A 19,441-nucleotide genomic window follows, 5' to 3' on the forward strand; every position below is an offset into this window, starting at 1 on the left:
GCTGTTACCTTGGCTTTGTTACTTTAGATTTGTGTTCAGGGAGGCGGTAAGAGCTATAGCTATAACATTAAGTAACGAGGACAAGGTCATGTTTAATCAATTAACGAATAAAGCTTGCGTAAAAACCCTTCTAGCAACGTCGATTACAGTGGCAACGCTCAGTCTTGCCGGGTGTTCGGCAAATGCATCAAATTACGATGATGGGGAGTACGACCGAAACACTGAATATGGAGAGAGCAACGGTGTTGTTATCTATAAAAACGGGGCCATTTATACAGTAAATCCAGAACAACCGTGGGCAGAAGCCATGGTGATTAAAGATGGTGTCATTACCTATGTTGGCTCAGACGCGAACGTAGAAGAGTTTGAAATGGGTGACGTCAAGGTGGTGGATTTAGACGGCAAAATGGTGATGCCAGGATTTCATGATGTTCATATTCATGCGTTAGAATCCGGCTCTGATAATAATCATTTCGAGCTTGAGATAGAAGAAACTGATCCAGAAAAATACATCAGTGTTATTAAGCAGGCCGCAAAAGACTTTCCTGACACCGAGTGGCTTATTGGCTACGGACATGATTTACATACCTTACTGGAAGCAGAGCGAAACCCCGTTGAAATATTGGATGAAGCGGTATCTGATCGCCCTGTGATTATTATGGAGCATACGTCCCATTCCATGTGGGTTAACTCCAAAGCATTGGAGCTGGCTGGGTTTGACCAACATACAGATAATCCGATAGGTGGCGTCATCATGCGTGATGAGGAAACCGGAAAGCCAAATGGTTTGCTGATGGATAATGCAGGCGAAATAGTCATGAATATCGCGATGGCACCGAATACTCAAGCCATGCAAAATGATTACGATGGCTTGGTAGACTACACGCTACCGGAGCTAGCCAAACATGGAATTACGTCTATTGCGGATGCCAGAGCATATTGGAAGCGTGGTTATCATAAAACTTGGCAGAAAGCAGAACAAAATGATGATCTTACCGCACGTGTTGTCCTTGGTTTATGGGCATACCCAGAAGAGAACGACGAAGTGCAACTAGAAATGCTGAAATCGTTGTACACCAATGATCAAGACAGCTTGTTACGCATTAACCAAATTAAACTATACAGTGATGGGATCACCAGCAACACGACCGCGGCATTGCATGATCCGTATGAAATTGATTTACTCGGCATTGATGGTAACAAAGGGCTGAACTATTTTACTGAACAACGCTTATCTAATTACATTGCTGAGCTTGAAGAAGTTGGGTTTGATTTTCATATCCATGGTATTGGTGAGCGAGGAATTCACGAAGCTCTGAATGCCGTTGAAGAATCAGGCAGTAAGCAAGGACGTCATCGTATCACCCATGTTGAAATGGTGAATCCGCAAGACTTGCCGCGATTTGCAGAACTGAATGTAACCGCAGATGCTCAAGTCGCCGGAGGATTTACTCACCCACATCATTGGTCTGAGCATTCAGAGTTAGTGGGCCATGAAAAATCAGATAATTTAATCCCGCTGCGAAGTTTGGCAGATGCGGATGCGCGAATCACACTCAGCAGCGATTGGAGTGTGAGTCCATATAATCCATTTATTGGCTTACAAAACGCGGTTACTCGTTATCCACAAAACCTAACGCTCTCAGAAGCTATAGCGGCTTATACCTTGGATGCCGCTTATGTGATGAGACAAGAACAATTAGTTGGCTCTATCGAAGTAGGCAAAGAGGCGGATATTATTGTGCTTAGTCAAAATGTCTTTGAAATATCGCCACAAAGTATTAATCAAACTAAGGTGCTTCAGACGTTACTTGCTGGCGAAGAAATTTACCGCTCAGCACAGTTTGATAAGAGATAGAAGGGATTACCTAAATCAACGACTTCGTATAGAGGTACGCTTTTTAAGGTGCCTCTATACTTCAAAGTATTTACTGTACGACTTACTCAACGACCAATCATTTTAATGGACAACTCACGGTCATTCTGAGGGATAAAAAATGAAATCACCAATGTACTTAGATAAGTGTTCCAATAAGTTTTTAAATAGCGCTGGTTTCGTCATGCTAATGGCATGCAGTGGCTTGGCGAATGCTTTAGAGGCTGATACGGTATTGATTAATGCCAAAGTATACACGGCGAATGCCTCACAAAGTTATAGTGATGCCATTGCAATTAAGAATGGAAAGATTATTGCACTTGGCCAAGCGGATGTGGATAAGGTTACGGGGTATTCAAGCGAAGTCATCGACTTAGAAGGCTTACAGGTATTACCGGGTTTTATAGATAACCATAACCATGTGTTTGAAGCCGCATCGGAAGCGGGTGGTAACTGTGAATTAGAGCCAGAGTTATTGCCAAAAGAGCAGTTGAAGTATTTCAAACAATGCCTTTTCCAAAACAGAAACTCATCGGATGAATGGATCATTGGTTGGGGGCATACCATCAGTGAAACGTTAAGTGAAGACGCTGAATATTCCCCACTTGAAGTAATTGACAGTGTGATTAAAAACAAACCAGCTATTTTTATGGAGCAAACCTCGCACTCCATGTGGGTGAACTCTAAGGCTCTTGAGGTGGCAGGCATCACGGTCGATAGTAAAGACCCTGCTGGTGGCATCATCATGAAAGATGAAGACAGTGGGGAATTGTTAGGTATCTTAATTGATAACGCTGGCGATATTGTGATGGAAAAAGCGTGGAACAGCCTAAACAATAAATTTGAACAAAGCTATGAAGGCTTACTCAATGGTTTATCCGAAGCGGCACAGCACGGTGTGACGACCATTGGTGATGGCCGGTTGTACTGGAAGCGTGGTTGGTATGATGTGTGGCAAGCGGTAAAAGATGATGATGAGCTGACAGCACGCGTGTCTGTTCGTCCGTGGATTTACCCTCATGTGAATAAATCAGAGCAGCTGCGTTTTTTGAAGAAGATTCAAAGCTCAGACAAAAATGACTTACTCATTGTGGATCAGGTCAAGATGTACAGCGACGGTATTATTGTGAATGGTTCGGCTAAAACATTAGCACCTTATAATTTTACTTATTTCCCAGCTTCACCGTACGGCCTGAACTATATTCCTGAAAACGAAATGGCAGACTGGCTGATAAGCTTAGATAAATTAGGATATGGTGCACATATACATGCGATTGGCGATGGTGGTGTACAAGACAGCCTCAATGCCATTGAAAATGCGAGAAAATCAGGCTCGAAGCAGAAGTACAATATGACTCACTTGGAAATGATTTCAGCCTCAGATCTTCCACGTTTTAAAAGTCTCGATGTTGATGCCGATTTTCAGCTGGGCTCAGATTATATTGCAGAGGCGGATCATAGCTGGGCTGAACCACTGATTGGTAAAAAGCGCGCTCATGCTTTGATGCCTATTCGTAAAGTGTACGATACTGGAGCAAACGTAACACTCAGCAGTGACTGGAACGTCAACAGCATTAATCCACTTGCTGGTATTGCTAATGCGGTGAAGTTACGTTCGAAAGGGTTACCCAATGTAAATGCCGCAGTGAATGCGTACACCATTAATGCAGCCAGAGCTCTTGGCTTAGAAGACGTAACAGGCAGCTTGGAGGTCGGGAAATCGGCTGATTTAGTGGTACTGGATCGAAATATCATGCAGGGGTCAGTCAATGATATTCGCCGAGCCACGGTGTTAATGACAATGCTACAAGGTGAGTTGGTGTTCGAGCTAGAGTAAGTAGGTGGTGGATGAGCATGAAGCTGGAAAAGGTATTTTTAATTGAGGTCGTGGTAAAGAATATAGCCTGTATTGTGGTGTTTATTACTTTGCTGTTGCCTGGCATTAATTATGAATTTGAGGCGTTGAAAACCTCTGAACAGGGAAGTGTGTTAACGGTATTAGGGTTCTTGATGGCAGCCAGTATTATTGGCGCTTTTGAACTTTCCTATGCGAAAACACACTTGAATAGTTTAATGCATCGCATGCTAGCGCATAGTTGTAAGTTTATGGTGTATTTGGCGGTGTGCTCGTTGCTTTGGATAGCCCATAAAACCATGGAAGTGTCTGATGGGTATTTCACTGAGTGGATCTCTTTATCCAGCTTACTGATTTTTGTTTCTTTGGTTCTTTATGATTTTTGGGATTCGTGTGGGGCGTTAAAACCAAAAAGTTAGTATGACTGTCCTCTCATTGACGATATGTTTTATTCTCAGTGTGGTTTTAGGCAGCCAGTGGGGTGAATATTCGTAGTAAAATCTTTAGCTTATGTGATTATTTGAAGTCTTCTTTCATGCTATATGGAGTTTGATATGAAAGTGGTGATTGCCCCTGATTCATTTAAAGAGAGCTTAACTGCTCAACAAGTATGCGATGCCATTCAAGCTGGCTTTCAGCGTGTATTACCACACGCTGAGTACAGTTTGGTTCCTGTTGCTGATGGAGGAGAAGGGACAGTACAGTCACTGGTGGATGCGACTCATGGCTGTGTGAATTATGTGACAGTAGAAGGCCCTTTAGGTGCTGATGTAAACGCTTTTTATGGATTGTTGGGTCGAAGCAGCATTGAATCAGACCGACTTTCTGAACCTGACTTCATCCCCAAAACGGCTGTCATTGAAGTGGCGGCGGCGAGTGGATTGCACCATGTCCCTAGGGCTTTAAGAGACCCCAAATGTACTAGTACCATTGGCACTGGGCAGCTGATTACATCGGCTTTAGATGCAGGCATTACAAAGCTGATCATAGGGCTTGGTGGCAGCGCAACCAATGATGGTGGTATTGGTATGATGGCAGAATTAGGCGTGAAATTTTTAGATGTTCACGGTCAAATGGTGCCATTAACAGGGGCTGGCTTGATTCACATTGACTCGATTGATACATCAAATCTACATCCGGGTTTGGAGAACTGTGAAATCTTAATTGCCTGTGATGTGGATAATCCACTGTGTGGCGAAAAAGGGGCATCAGCGGTTTTTGGTCCGCAAAAAGGGGCAACCGAATCGGATGTTCAATTACTGGATAGTGGCTTGAAGCATTACAGCCAGAAGTTGTATGAAGCGACAGGAAAAAAGGTCGCTCAACAACCGGGTTCGGGTGCCGCAGGAGGCATGGGGGCGGCTTTATTAGCATTTACCAATGCCATTATGAAGCCCGGAACAGAGATTGTGCTAGAAACTGTACAGTTATCGGAGCGTGTAAAGGGCGCGGATTTAGTGATTACAGGAGAGGGGCGTATTGATGGGCAAACGGTTTATGGCAAAACCCCGATGGGGGTGGCAAAAGTAGCGAAAGCCTATGATATTCCAGTTATTGGGATTGCGGGTTGTTTAGGGGCTAATCATCAAGTTGTGTACCAATGTGGTATTGATGCGGTCTTTGCCGCGACGCCAAACGCCATGAGCCTCGATGAAGCATTTGAGAAAGCAGGGGAAAATGTCACAAATCTTGCTGAGAATATCGCTCGAATGTGGCAGCTTAAACGTTAATTCACTAATAGAACTGTGTCCTTGCTATCTAGGACACAGTAGTTGGGCACTATAGCTGCATCTATTATCATTCTCTGTCGGGTACAGTCTTTTCCTGTACAACTTATCTTTAAAAAGCTAAAAAGCTAAAAAGTTACGAAGAGACAGAAGACTCTAGAAAGTTTTCTTTAAAGTGCACTAATGCCTCATGTAAGGCTTTCTCTTTTATGGGTTTAGTCAGAATGTAGTTAGCTCCTGCGTCTAAAAAGGCCTGCTTCGTATTATCAAAAGCATCGGCAGTATAAGCATAAATAGGTGTCGAGATTTGCAGGTGGTTTCTGATCCTCTGACTGGTTTCTATGCCATCTAACATTGGCATTTGGTTGTCCATCATGATCAGGTCGTATGATTGATGTGCTAGTTTATCAAGAGCAGAGATGCCATTTTCAACCCAGTCAACATTTAAGTTGTATTTCATGCAGTAAGCTTTTGCGATATAAGCGTTAGACTTATTGTCTTCTACTAAAAGTACTTTCACTTCTCTATCAAATAAGTCGTGAGTCAGCTTTGGTTTTTGTAATTCAACCTGAGGTTTGGAATGAACCAAAGTGATAGGTAGATGTACTGTAAATTCTGAACCTGTTCCAATATGGCTTTCCAACTCAATGGATCCACTCAGCATATCCAGTAAGTGTTTTACAATGGACAAGCCAAGGCCACTACCACCGTATTCACGAGTGGTTGTCGATTCAGCCTGCACAAAAGGTTCAAATAAATGCAATTGGCGTTCAGGTAAAATCCCAATTCCAGAGTCTTTAATCGCCATTTTTAATGCCGTTTGGCCATTAGGTTGGCTCACAAGCGTAAAGTGAGCTGAGATCTCCCCTTTAGAAGTAAACTTCACTGCGTTGCTTAATAAGTTAAACAAAATCTGAGTAAGTCTAACCTGATCGGTTGAAATGGTTTGATCCTTGGGTACTTTACTTTCTATTAGTAATTGAACGTTCTTTTCTTCACAAAGCGGGCGGTAAATACTTTCTAGTGTATAGATAACATCAGACAAGCGGAACTCATTGATTTCAATGTTCAGTTTCCCTTGTTCAATCTTAGAAAAGTCGAGAATATCATTCAGCACCGCCAACAGGTGTTCACTGCTGCGGTGAAGAATATCGACTTGCACTTGGTTTTGAGGACAATCCATCGAGTTTTTTAAAAGTTGGGTCGTGCCTAAGATTCCATTAAGGGGAGTACGAATCTCGTGGCTGACACGAGCCAAGAAATCGTCTTTTGCTTTTACAGAAGCTTGAGCGGCAATTTCTGCTTTACGGCTCTGTTTCTCGGCATTGATCAGTGAAGTGATGTCCAAACCCTGACCGATAATGGTGTGTACGACGCCATCATTTTCTAGAGGTGATAAGTTCCAGCGAAATACCCGATCATACACTTCGATGTTGATGTCGGTTAGCGTGCCATACTGAAGAACATATTCGAGGTTTGCTTTTACTTTATGCTCAAATTCGCTGAACAAGCACTGGCCAGTTTTGTTTTTGCGTAAATAATGAAGTTGTTTTTCTGCTGCTGGGTTTATCTTTATGATTTTAAGGTTGCGATCCCATGCGATAATAGGAGATATCGCATAGTGGAAAAGATCTTGGAGAGATTGTTCTTTTTCAATTAATTCAGAAAAGGCCAGCTCAAGCTTTTGACCGATATGATTAAACTCTAAAATTTCAGAACCTTGGAACTGACTAAACGTTGTTTTATCTGAAGCTGAACGCGTGTAATCCATTAATGTATTTAGGCCACTGAGTACCCGTTTTTTAATTTCGTTTCTGACGATGAAAGCCAGTATGCTCAGAGCTAAACATGAAATTAAGAATCCCCAGAGCAGCTGTTTTTGCAGGTTAGAAATATTCTCTTTTTCCTGAATGGAGATGATACTTAGAGAGCTTTGGCGCCCATTTAGCTTCAGTGGTACGAGGTTAAGTAGCTTATTTTCATGGTCAAAGTATTGATCCGTGATGCGAGTTGAGATCTCGTGATAAGTGAGGTTGGCTTGAGTAATACTGCTTGCAATGATTTCGCTGTCATTTACGATGAAAATATCTTCAGTATTGCTAGCAGATTTTAATTGGCTAATTAAAGAAAGGTTATTGTTGAGAACAATGGCAGTATACAAGCACCCCTTCATTTGGCCTGTATCAGACATGACAATAGCGGTTCGGCGCATTAAAACGTGCGCCTTACCGATTACTGTCTGAACGGTTTTATAGTGCCAGCTGTCTTTGGAAAAATTAGTGCTAATTAGTTGTTCAAGTGCGATTTCATCAACACCTAAAAAAAGATTATTACCATCAAACCAAGACAGTTTCCCATCTACTTCGATAAAACGGAAATCAGGTGAGTTTTGGGGATCTTTCTGGTTTAAATCAACGAAAAACTGGTCAAGACTGTCTGACTCTTTACCACGAACGACATTTTGTAGCTGTAAACTGCTTGCTGCGGCATCTTGGCCAATTTGTAGAGTAGCTAAGCGATAATCAAGCAGGTTTTGAAGTAATCGAGATGTTTGCTCTAAGCTACGATCAACTTCTTGGTTCACTGCTCGGGAGCTCAAATGATAAGTTTGAATGATAATCCCCATCGTTAGTACGCTAAATACCACGATGATCAATCTGAAAATTAAGTCAGCAAGGGAGAGTTGTTTATCTTCCAGTTTTTCTGTCATTTATTTCATATCCGAATATCTAAAAGCTCTGGCTTTCAATCGTTCGAGATTTTCTTTGGTTATTTCTTTGGTGACAATCTCAAAATCACCGGAAAACACGGTAGCCGTTTTTTTACCTTGTAAGTCCATTTTTATGGCTTCCGCAATGGCAATGGCAGTATCATCGTTCATGCGCATCACCGTGACATCCATTTCCCCTTTTTCAAGAGCTTCTAGCTCAGCAGAGCCTCCGCCCCAGCCATTCACCTCAATGTGATGGGCGTTATTTTCGAGTAGTGCGTCTTTTGCCCCTAACGAAATATCAGTAGACGATGCATATATAAAATCAAGGTCAGGGTACTCCTTGATGGCACTGACAGTAGAGCGATAACTAGAAGAGTAATCGACCTTAGTGTAATAAGCCGTTTGCAACGTGTATTTCTCTTTTTGTCTCATCGCCTCTATGAATGTATCACCGCGAGCCGCACTTAAATACCCCTGTGAATAATAGAGTAGGGCATATTTTGCGCCATCTGGAAAGCGTTCTTGATAATATTGGGCAAGCGCTCTGGTGCCTAAAAGGTGATCAAAGCCCACATACATGAAGGGTTGGTGTCCATGCCAAGCTTTAATTGGCGTTGTAATATTTTGTAAGATTAGTTTGGTATCTGGGTTTTGCAGAACATGCTCGATAAATTTACGATGTTTGCTGGTGTTTAAAGTGAAGATTAAATAATCTGCTTTATTCTTTATGGCTGCTAAAAGTGACGAGCTCTGTTCTCTAATGTCTAAGTGTAAACGGGTAGATACTCGATTCAGTTCATATTTAATACCAAGATATTGTAAACGGCGCTCCAGAGCAACAACGCTACGACGCCAGTAGTCAGAAGCTTGCTCCCCAGGGTGGATAACTGAAATTCGGATTGGCCTTTTTTGGGGCTCACTTAAAGGAACTGGAGGTGCCATAACGATGGCGCGAAGCTCTTCAACTAACTGCTTTTGCTCAGGAAATTCGTTAAGGTATTCATCATACTCCCAAAAGCTGTATAGCAAAGGAATTGCTTTTACTTGGAAGGTGGACAGTATGAGTAAAGCAGTCAAAATGACCTGAATACGTTTTTTCATATGCAATGGTAACTTATAATAGTCTGATATCAGTCGTCAGCAGTATCAGAATGTGTGAATACTTATTGGAATGATTGCTGGTAAATTGTACCAGTGAAAATAAATAGTGTCAGATAATTATCTTCTATTTTTATATCGCCTCTCAAATTTATTGATGAATCGGGTGTTTTCTTTTTGTAAGTAAAATTAAAAGTGACTGAAATTCAACCTCTTTTAATAGCAATTAAGAATGAATGGGTATTAATGACGATCAACTTAACTTTTATTGCTATAAATCTATATATACTGTTGTTCATATATTGTTGCTGTGATAACTTCGCGGCATATATTGTTATTGGAATGTGACTCGTTGATAAATAAGATTAATAGTTCAAATAAGATGATGGTGTTAGCCATGATTTTTGCGATCTTATTTAAAGTGTATTTGTCTGCGGTCGTGGTTTTGAACCCAAGTGCGTATTCCACAGCAAACTCTATTTTTTCAGTCAACGCAGATGAAAAAGTATTGATATGTACAACCACTGGCCTTAAATGGGTTAACGTAGCCGATTTATTATCAGAAAATAAACAATCGTCGCCTGGTGATGCTCATTTTCAGCTGCATTGCCCAATATTAAAAAACAATAATCAGTACTCTTTTCAAGTTGTTGTCGCTCATTTTCTCCCATATCTCTCTATAGCGCCATTTAAGTACACGTTCGCCGCTATTCCGGCTCAGTTTAGTGGTTCTAAAAAGTACTTAGAGTTTGCACCAAAACAATCACCACCTGCATTGGTTATCTCTTAACTATTACTTTTAATAACAGTGCAAAAAGGCCAATAAAAGCCCGCACGAGTTTACTATTTTAGGATAAAAAGATGAACAAATTTACACGTGGAATCATTACAGCAGCGGCATTAACTTTTTCTTTTGGTGCATTCTCACTCAGCGCAAATGCGTGTGGTTATAATGTTGGAAAATTGGAAATTGAGCATCCGTGGTCACGTGAAACACCGCCTAACGCGACAGTGGCAGGGGCCTTTTTAAAGGTAAAGAATCAGGGTGATGTAGAAGACACTTTGGTGAGTGCGGAATCACCTATTGCTGAAAAAGTAGAATTACATGCTCATGTTCATGAAAATGGCATGATGAAAATGCGTCAGGTTGAAGGTATTGCTATTCCGGCTAATGGAAGTGAAGTCTTAAAGCCAGGTAGCTATCATGTGATGCTGTTTGGGATGAAAGAAGCACCACGTGACGGCGAAACTTTCCCGATGACGTTAAACTTTGAAAAGTCAGGTAGTGTGGATATTCAGGTGTCAGTGAAAAAAGTGGTAAAAAGTGATACGAAAAAAGACAAAATGCACCATCATCACTAAGTAGCTGCATAGTCTTACAGACAACCATTTTTTCGGTTTTATTTACTTAAGCCTCATCATTATCAGTGAGGCTTTTTTATATCATCTCATTTTACAAAGCTTTTTAGTAACTCTGCGTTTTGTACACCCGTTATGATAAATAACGACCAAATAAAGTATTGCATTTTGATTCGACTTACTTTGCAATGGTTTTGTTAGTCTGTTTGTGTGAAGGTTTATGTAGAAGAAAATAAGCATGGAGTTGGTTATGGATCGACCGTTGGTATTATTGCGCGGCTTAATACGTGAGCAGCGTCATTGGGGACGTATATTAACACTACTGGATGAGCGATTATCAAAACGGATCATTTGTATCGACATTCCGGGCAATGGCCAATATTTTAAAGAAGACTCTCCAGAAACAATTCAAGCTATGACGGATTGGGTCACGAATGAGCTGGATCGTTATGGTGTCGAGGAAGCCATTGATATTTTGAGTATTTCGATGGGAGGGATGATAGCGGCAGACATGATGGAGCGTTACCCATCCAAGGTAAACAGTGCGGTATTAATTAACTCTTCTATGAAGCCTTATTCGCCTTTTTACTATCGACTAAAAGTACGTATTTATCCAAAGATCATCAGGGCTTTATTTTCAAAAGCCAGTCAACGTGAAAAGCTTATTTTATCTATGACGTCCAACCGTTATTGCGAAAATCACTTGGTACAAAAAAAGTGGGTTGACTGGCAAAAAGAGTGCCCAGTTAAACAAGAAAATGTACTGCGTCAGCTAAGAGCAGCAGCCCAGTTTAAGTGTGTTCATAAGCCTAAGCAGCCTGTTTTGATTCTTAGTTCAGTGAAGGATCAAATGGTTAATCATGAGTGCAGTGTCGCATTAGCACGTGCTTGGCAAGTTGATATTCATACTCACCAGTCAGCAGGGCATGATATTCCACTAGACGATCCTGAGTGGGTATTAGAGCAGGTAGTCTGTTGGCTGGAAAAACAAAGCGTAGGTGATGTCCTTAATTCAAATGCTGCTTCATCGTGCGTAGTTTAGTTTCTCTTCTAAAATTAGGAATACAGAAAATATGACTTTCAGGATAGGAGTAAGAAAGTGATTAATAAGTGTATTCTAGTACTGTTTTTATGTTGTTCATTTATGGCGCACGGCGCTGGGAAGTTAATTCAGTACGATGTTGATAATAACCTTTATGAAGGGTACTGGACGAAAGCCAAGCAGGGAGCACCACTTGTTTTGCTAGTGCATGATTGGGATGGTCTAACGGAATATGAGAAAAAACGTTCTGATATGCTGGCAGAAATGGGGTATAACGTTTTTGCAGCTGATTTGTTCGGGGCTGGTGTTAGACCAACTAAGGTAGAAGATAAGCGCCAGCATACGGGAGAGTTGTATAAAGATCGCAAAAAGATGAGGCAACTCATGAATGAAGCGCTAAGTACGGCTTACCTCCTTAACGGTACTAATACTGATGTGGTCGTAATGGGGTATTGTTTTGGTGGGGCTGCTGTTTTGGAAATGGCACGTTCAGGTGTTGATGCGAAGGGGTTTGTTACTTTTCATGGTGGATTAAAAACACCAGACAATCAAAGTTATGACCAAACGAAAGGGAAAGTACTGGTTTTTCATGGCAGTGCAGATACAGCTATTCCTTTGTCGCAGTTTTCTGATTTGGCCAGTGAGTTAGAAAATCATCAAGTTGACCATGAAATGGTAACTTATAGCGGAGCACCGCATGCGTTTACGGTGTTTGGCTCTAAACGTTATCATCAAGAAGCAGATAAGCAGTCATGGGCACGTTTTACCACTTTCTTATCTGAAGTGACTGTTTTGGCAAAATAAAAAAGCCAGTTTTAGCAAGGTTACAAATGGTAAAAATATTGTAAACATCAATTGAACAGCGTGCATAATCGTGCTTTACTTTATCTAAAATAAAGATTGTATTGGATGTATTCAAATAGGGATAAAAAATGCGTTTGCTCCGGTTACTAAAAAATGATTTAGCCCAAGAAACCGCAGAATGGGTGAAAGATGATATTATTTCAGAATCCCAGGCAGAGGTGATATGCCAGCGGTATGGCGCGGATTATCATCAGAGAAATAACCGAAGTTTGGGATATAACGTGCTGGTGGCCTTGGGGTATTTATTCATTGGTTTGTCGGTTATTACCTTATTAGGAGCTAATTGGGAGCAGATACCAAGAGGCGTGCGGATGTCAGGCTTGATTGCCTTGACAATGTGTACTCAGCTCGTTGCTGTAAAGAAGTATACGTCAGGAAAAACCAGCGCCGCAACGGGAATCTTCCTGCTGGGAAATTTATTTTATGGCGCATCCATTATTTTAATCGCGCAGATTTACCATTTAGGTGAACACATGCCTGATGGTGTTTTTTGGTGGGCGTTGGGTTGTTTACTAATTGCGGTTACGACCCGTAGCCCGTGGATTATGCTGCAAACTCTTTTGTTGGCCTTAATTTGGTTTTTCACGGAAGTTGATCTGGGCTTTTATCCGATCGCTTTTCCTTTGTTCTTAGTCGGTTCGTTATGGGTTCTGATGAGGGGCTCTTCAAGTCTATTGTTGTTCTTCTTAACGGTAGTTAGTTTTGTGTTTTATGCGGAGTATTCGTTAGCTAAATTTTGGAGTGTGGATCGCTACTATTTCTTTGGCCACGAAAATGCCGTCGTCAGTATTAGTTTTTTCATACTGATGTATGCATTTAGCCATTGGTTACACCAACGAAACTCTGTCGCAGCAAAAGACTATGCTTCCTTATTGTCTGTATGGAGCTTACGATTTGGCTTGCTGTTAATGCTGGTTTTAAGCTTTGAGTGGCCGTGGGAGGAGTTAATTAAAACATACTGGGATCATAAACAATCCATGTTGCTTTTAGTTGCCTTCTTTTTAACAGCTGCGCTTGGTTTAGCTGTTTTAACGCAGAAGATTCAAATGGTACTGGTGGCTGTGATCGGTTTTTTAATTCCTTTGTTTGCCGTCATCACCATCGACGATCCAAGTCTGGCCACCTATTTGCAGGTAATGAGCAATTTAGCGCTGATCATCTGGGGAGGCTGGCTTATTTTAAAAGGCATCCAATTGGGGATCTCACACTACTTTTTCTTAGGTCTGTGCGCGATTTTAATTACTGCTTTGATTCGTTATATCGCCTTGATTGGGGATTATATTGGTGGCGCAGTACTGTTCTTAGCATTTGCAGGTTTGTTGTTAGGGGCCGCGAAATATTGGAAAAAAACGCAATTTAAAGAGGCTAAAGCATGAAAAATCGTTTAGTGATTGGTTTAGTTGCCGTTGTGTGTTTTCAGTTGTTGGTATTGGTGGGGATGTACGTGAAAGCAGCACTGCCTATTTGGACTGGAGATGAGGTCAAAGTACAAACCATTCCTGTGGATCCGAGATCCATGTTTCGTGGTAACTACGCGTTGTTACGTTATGAGTTTTCCGAATTAGACACTGAAATCAACTCGATTTCACAAGATCTTCGCCATGGTGAAATTGTGTATGTTGCCCTGAAGAAAAATGCTGAAAATGATTTGTATGAATTTAGTCAACTCTTACTCGATAAACCAGAAGAAGGGGTTTTTATTCGGGGAAGGGCGCAAGGATTTCGATATTCAGGGCAGCAGCATCTTAGGATAAAATATGGTATAGAAGCGTTTTTTGCACCTAAAGAAAAAGCCTTAGCCCTTGAGAAAGAGTTAGCGGATGGTGGTGTCGCAATGTTAATGATTGCTAAAGATGGTAGGGCTAGAGTTATTGACGTATTACCAAACGAGTAAGAAAAAGCCAGATCTAATGGTTAGATCTGGCTTTGATTGTTAATGGTTTGAGAGATTATGTGCTGTTACTGGCACACTCCGGTTTCACTCCACACTCCCCATTGGCCTGTTGTACCTGGTTCTTCTCCAGTCGTCCACCATTTGGCAGTGTACAGTTTGCCTTTATGAGAGACTTGGCTGTCTTTTAAGTAAATAGCCGTTGGGTTCCAAGCTGCAACTGAACATTGACCTGTTCCTTTTGTAACCGAAACTGTTTGGCTAACAGAGTGGCTTAGCCCTTCCGCATCTTTTACTTCTAAAATAACAGAGTAAGAACCTTCTGTGGAATAAGTGTGACTTGGGTTTTGTTGAGTAGATGTTTGCCCATCACCAAAACGCCAGTAATGACTTACAACCGCATTATCGTCAGTTGATGTATTGTTAAAGCTGACCGTCAGTTGATTCGTTTGGCTTGTAAATGCAGCCACAGGTGCTTCGTTACCTGGGCCTCCTGAGCAGTGCTGACCTGTTTTACTGCCTGCATTGACACCTACGCCAGAAAAAGCGGTGACAACATCATCCACACAGTACCCTAGATCGCTCGCAGCTTTAGCAACACCAACACCGCCCTGATCAAACGTAGAACGTGCATTCCAGTACAGTTGGTTTGCTCTTACCCATACATCGAATGCTTTACGAATATTCCATTTTGGTGCTGTTGATAACAAGTAAAAAGCACGGTTATAAATCCCGGATGAATAATGTACATTTAAACTGTCGTTGTAACTGCGTGTATGATCGATAGAGCGGCCATCGCGGCTTGGTTGATCCATATAACGCATTGCCCCAGCACCTTTTTTAATGCGGTCGCCAATTTTCCAGTTAAAGCTGCCTTCATAGAAATAGATAGCAGCGGCACCGGCAGCATCAGAAAAGGCTTCGTTCATGCCACCAGACTGGCCTCTATATTCTAAATTTGAGTTCTGCTGAGTAAAACCGTGGCTGACTTCATGGCTGACAACATCGAGGCTAACAAGGGGGTAAAAAGTGTTTTTTCCATCGCCAAATGTCATTTGTTGGCCATCCCAAAACGCGTTTTCATAGTTACTGTCGTAGTGTACACGCATTTTAAGTTTTTGAGTCAGTGGTGACTTTTTGTACCATTCACGATACATATCAAACACGACTTGACCAAAGGCATGAGCATCATTGAGAGGCGAATAAGCACCATTTACCGCACGTTCACTGTTTTCATAACAGTTGAATTGGTGGATGCTGCCCCCAGACTTTTTGTGTTTCATGTCGATAGTTTCAACATTGGCACTGTTTAAGTAACAAAGGCCACCAGACTCCTGGACTTCGAAGCTTGGGTTATCAGTACCAAAATGATAGCGCCCAACGCGACCGTTACCACCAGGACCACTGCCTTTTGCATAAGCGAGACCATCCCAGCTTTCGAGTAGTTTGCCATTTTGTGCATCGACAAACCCGGTCGGTCGACTTGGTTCATCCCCATAAACCACATAAGACAGTTGCCAAGCAAGGTGAGCAACATCTGAATCATCTAACCAGATAACCAGCTTTCTTTCAGGGTGACTGACTTGAATAAGTTCATGCTGCCATGTGTTAGCCAGTGTTTGAAGAGCTTCATTTTGGCTGATGTTTGGTTTTGTCGAAGCAATGTCTTGCTGAATTTCAGAGATAAATTCACCACTGAAATTACTGAGCATTCCTCGCTCATTTTGGTTCGCAACAAAGCTTTCCCCATACACGGGTATACCTTGATAAGTTTGTTGAACTCTGACTTTTGCATCGCCTTGTGCATCTAGTACAGCACTGCCGGCAATAAACTCTTGTTGATCTAAGGTACTTTGCATAAGAGATTGCTGAGAAACAAAGCCCTGTTGATCTAAGTTTGTTCTTACGGCTGCTTCCAATGGTAACGCAAGGACAGAAGCAACAGACATTGCGATAACCGACAGTTTATTTTTAAGGTGCATGAAACACTCCATAATTCATTCACAATTAATTGCTCATCATGGCAATTTGTAGGTGGAATACCTGATTACTGACAGGCACTAAGTGCAGTGAATTTCAATTGGCTTTCTTTACCTCAACAACACCATACCGCTTGGCTCACTACGCCTTTGTTGTAGTTAACTCTTAGGTTGTTAGGCAAGCTAGGTTTCATTTTTCTGATTGGATCTTTGTTTTGCGCCGAAATATTTATTTACATTTACTTACATTCGGCATTTTTGTTGCGATGAGTATCTTATTTTTATGGTATTAACAGAGCACTGTTTTGGTGTTTGGTTCTGCTTATGATCTGTTTGCTAGAGTTAACATCTAATTTAGATTTGAAAATAGAGATTAACTATCGTATTGGTCTCAATTTTATAAACTGAGAGAGTCATTATTTGAGCTAATTTTTATAAGTAAATAGTTATGGTATAGAGTTCATATTTTGTTCTAAGAATCATTAAAAAATAGAAATAGGGTAATGTATTAATAAATATAGATTTTTTAGTTTAATTGTAAGAAATTAATATGAAACTAATTGTCAATGGTTTTTCACCATGGCCGAGGAGGGTAAATATTGGCATAGGGTGGATACGGTTGAACCTTATCGTGACTTTATCGTTAAGGAAGGTCATTGTTGCAAGATGAGGTTCGGGTATCTTATCTCTTCTTTCGTGTCGTTTTATCTTATCGTTGAATTGGTCAAGGACTGCAGTAACATAGTGCTAGAATTTCATTTAAAGTATTTATGTATTATGGATATAGCATCAGACGTAAAGTTGAAACTCCTTAACGCGACACAAGCGCAGTCGATATCTCGAATAGAATGTATCCAAGATTTATGGGGTGGGTATGGGCAGTTGTTTCGTGCCTATTTAACAGGGAGTGTCTATCCGTCTGTGGTGGTCAAGCATATTAAGTTTCCTCAGCCAGATCATCACCCAAGAGGTTGGAATACAAGCTTGTCGCACCAGCGTAAACTGAAATCTTATCAAGTAGAGGTTAATTGGTATCAAACATATTCTCACTTTACTGACCGACATAGTTTTGTTCCTAACTGCTTACAAGTTGAAAGTAGTGAAGAGGAAGTTTTACTGATACTAGAGGATTTGCATCAAGCGGGTTTTCCTGTTGTAAAAAAAGCCGCTGATCTTGTAGAAATTAAGGCATGTATTCATTGGATTGCTAGCTTTCATGCTCTGCATATGCATAGAAAGCCGGATGGATTATGGCCTGTTGGCACTTACTGGCATCTAGAGACTAGGCCTGATGAGTTGGCCGTCCTGGGTGATGAAAAATTAAAAAAAGCGGCACCATTGATCGATCAAGTCTTAAACCAATGTCAGTATCAGACCCTTGTTCATGGTGATGCAAAATTGGCGAATTTTTGTTTTTCAGAAGAGGGAAATAAAGTCGCCGCAGTAGACTTTCAATACATTGGCCAAGGCTGCGGCATGAAAGATCTTATCCTTTTCATTAGCAGCTGTGTTTCTGAGCAGGACAGTGAGCGATTAGAGACAGAACTAATAGATTATTATTTTGATGTTTTAACTTTTGAGTTACAACGTCACAATAAGAGTGTGAAACCTCAGGCGGTAGAAAAAGAGTGGAGACCATTGTTTGCCGTAGCTTGGGCTGATTTTCATCGTTTTGTGAAAGGTTGGTGTCCAGATCATTGGAAAATTAATGGGTATACAGAAGGGTTAGCGCAGCAAGCACTACAACAGTTAGAGGCGGTTGAACGTAATGAAGCTGACTAATGAGCAATTAAAAAGTTTGTTGAAATTAGCTGTCGATGCAGCGGAACAGGCGGGTGGTTATATCCGTGCTGTGGATCGTGAAGATTTACATGTTAATGGTAAATCGACGGGGAGCAGTTTAAGCACACAAGTAGTGACAGACGTTGATTTAGCGTGTGAAAAGATCATTTTATCCATTTTGCAGCCTACGATTGAACAGTACAGTATCGCGATGTTAAGTGAAGAAAATGCTTATCAGAAAGAGGCAAACCAACATGCTCGCTTAACTCAAGACTATTTCTGGTGTGTGGATCCCTTAGATGGCACGTTACCGTTTATTGAAGGTGTTGATGGGTTTGCTGTGTCAATTGCTTTAGTCGAACGATCGGGTTATCCATTAATCGGCGTGGTACATAACCCAATTACTGGCAAGACTTACCAAGCCTTGAATGAGCCATTATTAGATTCATCACTTGGCAGCCATTATTTAAAAAGTTGGCAAGAATGTACATTATCGCTACCAGGCTCAGATTCATTATTGAGTTTCTTTACCGATCGCAGTTTTGAAAGTCATCCATTGTATGCTCAAGTTATTGAAAAATTGGAGATGATAGCCGAACAATTTGGCTACCAAGGCGTGCGTATTGTGGTAGGGCAAGGGGCCGTCATGAGTGCGATTGGTGTACTTGAACATGCGCCTGCCTGTTACTTTAAATTTCCAAAAGAGGCTGAGGGAGGAGGCAGTCTGTGGGATTTCAGTGCAACGGCGGCGTGTGCTATTTCTGCTAAAGCATGGGTAACAAATATTCATGGGCAAGCGTTAGATCTGAATCGTAAAGACTCTAACTTTATGAATCATCAAGGTGTTATTTATGCTAGTGATCCTCTAATTGCTCAAAAAATTATGGACCTTTATAAGTCAATAGCTTGCTAAAGCAGTAGAGAATCAATAGAAGCATCAGATCAAGCTTCAAGTGGCTGATGCTTTTCGGAGATTTATTAAATCTTCAGATACGAAAAAGCCTGCAATAATGCAGGCTTTAGATGTGGTGCCCGCTACTGGACTCGAACCAGTGACACCTTGCATGTCATGCAAGTACTCTAACCAACTGAGCTAAGCGGGCAAATTGTTTTTTGATACTAAACAGAGCTTAATATCTGAAATTGGTGCCCGCTACTGGACTCGAACCAGTGACACCTTGCATGTCATGCAAGTACTCTAACCAACTGAGCTAAGCGGGCAAATTGTTTTTTGCTACTAAGCAGAGCTTAATAT

At 41.3% G+C, this 19,441-nt stretch carries 15 protein-coding genes and 2 tRNA genes; 12 read left to right on the forward strand and 5 right to left on the reverse strand.

Annotated features, from left to right (window positions below; translation table 11 throughout):
• Window positions 1-88: 88 nt before the first annotated feature.
• The 4 genes from MHO82_RS21475 to MHO82_RS21490 all read left to right on the forward strand — a co-directional run bounded on the left by MHO82_RS21475 (window position 89) and on the right by MHO82_RS21490 (window position 5,461).
• Entirely contained in the window at window positions 89-1,858 is a 1,770-nt protein-coding gene (locus MHO82_RS21475; RefSeq protein ID WP_239187682.1) for an amidohydrolase, read from the forward strand.
• Between the two features lie 139 nt (window positions 1,859-1,997).
• The gene (locus MHO82_RS21480) at window positions 1,998-3,713 is read left to right on the forward strand and encodes an amidohydrolase (protein ID WP_239187684.1); all 1,716 of its coding nucleotides are present in this window, start codon (window positions 1,998-2,000) and stop codon (window positions 3,711-3,713) included.
• A gap of 17 nt (window positions 3,714-3,730) precedes the next feature.
• Complete coding sequence (locus MHO82_RS21485; RefSeq protein WP_239187687.1) at window positions 3,731-4,150, forward strand: hypothetical protein; 420 nt, start codon at window positions 3,731-3,733, stop codon at window positions 4,148-4,150.
• Between the two features lie 135 nt (window positions 4,151-4,285).
• Window positions 4,286-5,461 (forward strand): glycerate kinase, encoded by a 1,176-nt coding sequence (locus MHO82_RS21490; RefSeq protein ID WP_239187690.1) that lies wholly within the window; start codon window positions 4,286-4,288, stop codon window positions 5,459-5,461.
• A gap of 133 nt (window positions 5,462-5,594) precedes the next feature.
• Here MHO82_RS21490 and MHO82_RS21495 read toward each other — a convergent pair whose 3' ends face one another.
• Window positions 5,595-8,168 carry a LuxQ periplasmic sensor domain-containing protein gene (locus MHO82_RS21495; RefSeq protein ID WP_239187693.1) on the reverse strand — a complete coding sequence of 858 codons (2,574 nt, stop codon included), beginning with the start codon at window positions 8,166-8,168 and terminating at the stop codon, window positions 5,595-5,597.
• On the reverse strand, window positions 8,169-9,272 hold the full coding sequence (locus MHO82_RS21500) for a substrate-binding domain-containing protein (RefSeq protein WP_239187696.1): 1,104 nt from the start codon (window positions 9,270-9,272) through the stop codon (window positions 8,169-8,171). It lies immediately after the preceding gene.
• Window positions 9,273-9,666: 394 nt separating this feature from the next.
• Between MHO82_RS21500 and MHO82_RS21505 the strand changes: the two genes are divergently transcribed.
• From MHO82_RS21505 to MHO82_RS21530, 6 genes are all read left to right on the forward strand, one after another.
• Window positions 9,667-10,059: a hypothetical protein gene (locus MHO82_RS21505; protein WP_239187699.1), complete on the forward strand. Its 393-nt coding sequence runs from the start codon at window positions 9,667-9,669 to the stop codon at window positions 10,057-10,059.
• Between the two features lie 71 nt (window positions 10,060-10,130).
• Window positions 10,131-10,631 (forward strand): copper chaperone PCu(A)C, encoded by a 501-nt coding sequence (locus tag MHO82_RS21510; RefSeq protein ID WP_239187702.1) that lies wholly within the window; start codon window positions 10,131-10,133, stop codon window positions 10,629-10,631.
• Between the two features lie 247 nt (window positions 10,632-10,878).
• Window positions 10,879-11,670: an alpha/beta hydrolase gene (locus MHO82_RS21515; protein ID WP_239187705.1), complete on the forward strand. Its 792-nt coding sequence runs from the start codon at window positions 10,879-10,881 to the stop codon at window positions 11,668-11,670.
• Between the two features lie 102 nt (window positions 11,671-11,772).
• Window positions 11,773-12,474 (forward strand): dienelactone hydrolase family protein, encoded by a 702-nt coding sequence (locus MHO82_RS21520; protein WP_239187724.1) that lies wholly within the window; start codon window positions 11,773-11,775, stop codon window positions 12,472-12,474.
• A gap of 128 nt (window positions 12,475-12,602) precedes the next feature.
• Entirely contained in the window at window positions 12,603-13,910 is a 1,308-nt protein-coding gene (locus MHO82_RS21525; RefSeq protein ID WP_239187708.1) for a DUF2157 domain-containing protein, read from the forward strand.
• Window positions 13,907-14,428, forward strand: a complete 522-nt coding sequence (locus tag MHO82_RS21530; RefSeq protein ID WP_239187710.1) for a GDYXXLXY domain-containing protein — start codon at window positions 13,907-13,909, stop codon at window positions 14,426-14,428. Before MHO82_RS21525 ends, MHO82_RS21530 begins: the two co-directional genes overlap by 4 nt.
• A 65-nt stretch (window positions 14,429-14,493) precedes the next feature.
• On the opposite strand, the gene MHO82_RS21535 is transcribed toward MHO82_RS21530, so the two are convergent.
• On the reverse strand, window positions 14,494-16,407 hold the full coding sequence (locus tag MHO82_RS21535) for a M4 family metallopeptidase (protein WP_239187712.1): 1,914 nt from the start codon (window positions 16,405-16,407) through the stop codon (window positions 14,494-14,496).
• Between the two features lie 774 nt (window positions 16,408-17,181).
• Here MHO82_RS21535 and MHO82_RS21540 point away from each other — a divergent pair.
• The gene (locus MHO82_RS21540; protein ID WP_239187714.1) at window positions 17,182-18,186 is read left to right on the forward strand and encodes an ecdysteroid 22-kinase family protein; all 1,005 of its coding nucleotides are present in this window, start codon (window positions 17,182-17,184) and stop codon (window positions 18,184-18,186) included.
• Window positions 18,173-19,099, forward strand: a complete 927-nt coding sequence (locus tag MHO82_RS21545; RefSeq protein ID WP_239187716.1) for an inositol monophosphatase family protein — start codon at window positions 18,173-18,175, stop codon at window positions 19,097-19,099. Before MHO82_RS21540 ends, MHO82_RS21545 begins: the two co-directional genes overlap by 14 nt.
• Window positions 19,100-19,212: 113 nt before the next feature.
• On the opposite strand, the gene MHO82_RS21550 is transcribed toward MHO82_RS21545, so the two are convergent.
• Window positions 19,213-19,289, reverse strand: a tRNA-Val gene (locus tag MHO82_RS21550).
• A gap of 41 nt (window positions 19,290-19,330) precedes the next feature.
• Window positions 19,331-19,407: transfer RNA gene (locus MHO82_RS21555), tRNA-Val, on the reverse strand.
• Between the last annotated feature and the right edge of the window lie 34 nt (window positions 19,408-19,441).

This window comes from Vibrio sp. Of7-15 (assembly GCF_022347565.1).
GTDB lineage: Bacteria > Pseudomonadota > Gammaproteobacteria > Enterobacterales > Vibrionaceae > NORP241.